Source organism: Sulfurovum sp. bin170, from assembly GCF_010892395.1.
Lineage (GTDB): Bacteria > Campylobacterota > Campylobacteria > Campylobacterales > Sulfurovaceae > UBA1140.
On record NZ_JAACKB010000003.1, the window covers coordinates 1 to 3,464 of the forward strand.

The window sequence follows — 3,464 nt, forward strand, 5'->3', positions numbered from 1 at the left end:
GAACAACACTTTAACTCTCTAAGAGATTTTGAAAAGAGTCTCTATCAACTTCTTGTATCGGGTCGAGACAGTTCTGTGTGGCTAAAGTTGACAAAGGACACAACTCTTTCTCTTATAGCAAGAGCAAGAAGTGCCTACCTCTATAGTTTCTTAACCGATAAAATGGTTCAACTCTCTTTTGATACCAAGGTCAATGTAGGTTTTTATCATGGCAATAAAAATGAAACAGGTAATGGACTGGCTAGGCTTTATGGTCTAACCAATGGTATAGATATGGCACGATTTAATCAGTTTAAAATGACGGGTAGGTTTTAGCCATGATAGCCAAAAGTTTTAGTGAAGCCATTGTTCAGATGATGGAAGAGATAGCCAAACAGATACCTGATAGCCATAAACAAGAACCCGTTAGAGCCTATCTTACAGGTGGTGGAGCTGTTCACTATTATTGTAATGCTAGAGTTTCAGATGATGTTGATTTGATTATGCCTTTTGTTGTCAATATTCCAAAAGATTTGTTTGTGGTTTGGCTCAATAGTGAGGGGAAACTTGAACAGGTGCATTATGACCATACTTACAACAGTACATTTGGGCTTCTTTAAGAGGATTATGAATATAGAGCTATTCACATGATAACCATTGAAGAGAAGTTTGAGATTTATCTTTTAGCTCCTGAAGATTTGATTGTCTCTAAAATCTCTCGTTTTGCTCAAAATGATGAGGAGGATATTCAAAATATTATTAACACAGGCAAGGTAGACAAAGAGAAAGTTTATGCACTTGCTGATGATGCCATTCGTGTGGGTGTTGGGTTTAGAGAAGAGTGGGTACGAATGAATTTAGATGAAGTGATGGAGATGTTTTAACATTTTTTGTTAAAAGGTTAACTTGGCTAAAAATAGCTATAATAAAACCAACAAAAGGAGCTACAATGCAAACCCAACCTCAAAGAGATATATCGGAAGTTGTCACAAAAAATCTTTTTAAATCTCTCTTCTCAGGAGAAGATTATATGGACGAGACAATGGAAGCGATAGATAAATATGAGACCTCCGTTAATATTGCTAAAAACTTATTAAAAGAGGATATAGAGTTAGAGATAATTGCTCGATGTACCAATCTTTCTCTTGAAAAAATAGAAGAGTTGAAAAATGACCATAACCATTAAAACAGAAAATCAAGAACTATTTGATAACCTACTATGGCTTTGAGAGCATTTTAAAGATGATGGGCTAGAGATAAGCACAAGTAAAACTCAAAGCTCCAAACCTATTTCGTTAAAAACAAAAGATTTTAAGTTTGATAGAGAGGAAGCTAATAGAGCCAAAGTGTAAACTTCAAACTCTTTAGCTATACTAAAAACAACAAACACAAAGGAGTAAACCATGCAATTATCTTTAGATATAGGCATTATCAATATCCAAAACCAAGAAGTAGCAAAATTCATCCAAAACAAAAGCATTGATGAAATTAAAAAGATGTTTACTGATTTTTTAAATAATCAAGTCAAGACTCCTCAAAAAACAACCAAACCCAAAGGAAAATGGGGAGCATTTGCAGATAGAATGAGTGGACTGACTACACCTGAAATTACCGAGCATATCCAAAAAACAAGCTTGGAGATGAGAGATGGTTTTGAGTTTAGAGAACTAAACAGTAAATAGAGAGAAAATGAACAAATATATTTTAGATACCGATATAGTCTCTTATCTTTGGGATAAAAAATCAGCACATCATCATAAAGTAGTAGAGCATCTTAACTATTTAAACGATGACGACATAGTGGGTATTTCGGTTATTAGTATTTATGAGCTTACCTATGGAATGGATAGTTTTAAAAATGAAGAGTTAAAAGCCATCTTCAAAAATGCCTTAGAGTTTTTACAAAATGACCAAGATACAAATATCTTTTCTCTTGATGCCAATGGAGCTACTTTTTTTAGCCAACTAAAACTACAATATAAAAAAGCCACAGGCATTACAGCTAAAGATGCAAAAAAGAATGATTTGGACTTGGTTATAGCCTCTATCTCTATGGGTCAAGAGGCTATTTTGATTAGTAATGATGGTATTTTTAAGAGATTAGCTGAACTTGAACCCAAGTTCAAGTATGAGAATTGGTTAAACTAACTACCCCTCAACCACCCCATCCCCAACCCACCAAACAAACACAAGAGGAATAAAAACCAGCGTCATAAAAGTCCCAACAATCAACCCACCAATCGCCACAGCCCCAGTTCAAGCCCAATAGCAGACCCCTGAGCCACAGGTAACATCCCCACACTCACAGCAAACGCCGTCATCAACACAGGTCGGGTTCGTATCTTTATGGACTCCAACATCGCTTCTGTTTTGTTCATCCCAGCTTTCATCTGTTCTAATGCAAAGTGAATGAGTAAAATAGCATTGTTCACAAAGCAACATAAAGCCCATCATCGCAGGCATGGAGACATGATAGCCAATCGCCAACATTGTCCATGAAGCTCCTATGATGGTTAAAGGAATAGAAAACAGCACCATCAGTGAAATCTTAATGGAGTTGAACATCTTTGCCATCTCTTTTTCAAGATTTGCCATAATGTGTGAGATAGCCCCTTTCTCTCTGTCTCCATAGACTTCAAGCGTGTAGTTTAATCCATCTCGTGTAATGGTGCTTGGCTCTTTACTGTAACTAACTGTGGCTATTTTGTTCAGAGGTATTTTACCTTTTGGTGTGACAATCAGTGTGGTTAAAATGGTTTTAAAATCATCTATCTGTTTTTGAGGTAACCAAATTCTCACAGTATAGTCCATAGAGTTGGCTTTGGGAAAAGTCGCCACAGGAACACCACGAAGCATCATCTGTATTTGTGCTGTCACATCAGAGCGTCTTAAACCATACTCCATCGCCTCTTGTTCGTTGATTTCAAGGTTATAGACCACTTTGTCCATGTCCCATGTTTTAGAGACCGAGATGATGCCTTGGGTGTTGTTCATCGCTTTTTCTACTTCAACTCCTGCCTCTTGAAGCTTTCCATAGTTTGGAGAGCTTAACAAGGTATCGACCGATGCTCGAATACTTGCCAAGGCTGTTGCTCCATAAGGGGTAATGACCAACTGTTTGACATTGGGAATCTTGGCGATTTCAGTTCTAAGATACCTAGCAATCTCCCAAATATCCTCTTCTCGTTCATGTCGGTTGACATAGGTTGCGACAATGGACAAATGGTCAACTCCTGCACCACTTCCGATAGAGCCTGGGAGTCGCAACAGTTTTCCTTGACTTTGGACGATGCTGTTGACGGCTTCGATTATCGCTTCACTTTTCTCTATGGGTAGGTTGGCTTCGGTAGTTATTTTGATGTTGACCCCATATAAAATACAATTATAGCTATATTTATAATTAAAAAATTAGTTTAATACAATTAATACATCTATAGTCGTATTTTATATAAATAATGTTATAATTTAATCAAAAAACAACTATA

6 protein-coding genes and 2 pseudogenes are annotated in these 3,464 nt (G+C 36.7%); 6 read left to right on the top strand and 2 right to left on the bottom strand.

What is annotated here, in order from left to right; genetic code table 11:
• The 6 genes and pseudogenes from GSY74_RS00035 to GSY74_RS00060 all read left to right on the top strand — a co-directional run.
• On the top strand, positions 1-315 hold a 315-nt coding region (locus GSY74_RS00035; protein WP_164663064.1), incomplete at its 5' end, for a hypothetical protein.
• A 2-nt stretch (positions 316-317) separates the two neighbouring features.
• A complete protein-coding gene (locus GSY74_RS00040; RefSeq protein WP_164663065.1) occupies positions 318-599 on the top strand; it encodes a hypothetical protein in 282 nt (93 codons plus the stop codon).
• Between the two features lie 12 nt (positions 600-611).
• Positions 612-863 (top strand): annotated as a pseudogene (locus GSY74_RS00045) (DUF6036 family nucleotidyltransferase); the annotation flags it as partial.
• Positions 864-928: 65 nt separating this feature from the next.
• Positions 929-1,165, top strand: a complete 237-nt coding sequence (locus GSY74_RS00050; protein WP_164663063.1) for a hypothetical protein — start codon at positions 929-931, stop codon at positions 1,163-1,165.
• 217 nt (positions 1,166-1,382) lie between these two features.
• Positions 1,383-1,661, top strand: a complete 279-nt coding sequence (locus GSY74_RS00055; protein WP_164663067.1) for a hypothetical protein — start codon at positions 1,383-1,385, stop codon at positions 1,659-1,661.
• Positions 1,662-1,668: 7 nt separating this feature from the next.
• Positions 1,669-2,127: a type II toxin-antitoxin system VapC family toxin gene (locus GSY74_RS00060; RefSeq protein ID WP_164663068.1), complete on the top strand. Its 459-nt coding sequence runs from the start codon at positions 1,669-1,671 to the stop codon at positions 2,125-2,127.
• 80 nt (positions 2,128-2,207) lie between these two features.
• On the opposite strand, the gene GSY74_RS10975 is transcribed toward GSY74_RS00060, so the two are convergent.
• Positions 2,208-2,369, bottom strand: coding sequence for an efflux RND transporter permease subunit (locus tag GSY74_RS10975; protein WP_370518744.1), 162 nt, complete (start codon positions 2,367-2,369; stop codon positions 2,208-2,210).
• 199 nt (positions 2,370-2,568) lie between these two features.
• Positions 2,569-3,357 (bottom strand): annotated as a pseudogene (locus GSY74_RS00070) (efflux RND transporter permease subunit); the annotation flags it as partial.
• Between the last annotated feature and the right edge of the window lie 107 nt (positions 3,358-3,464).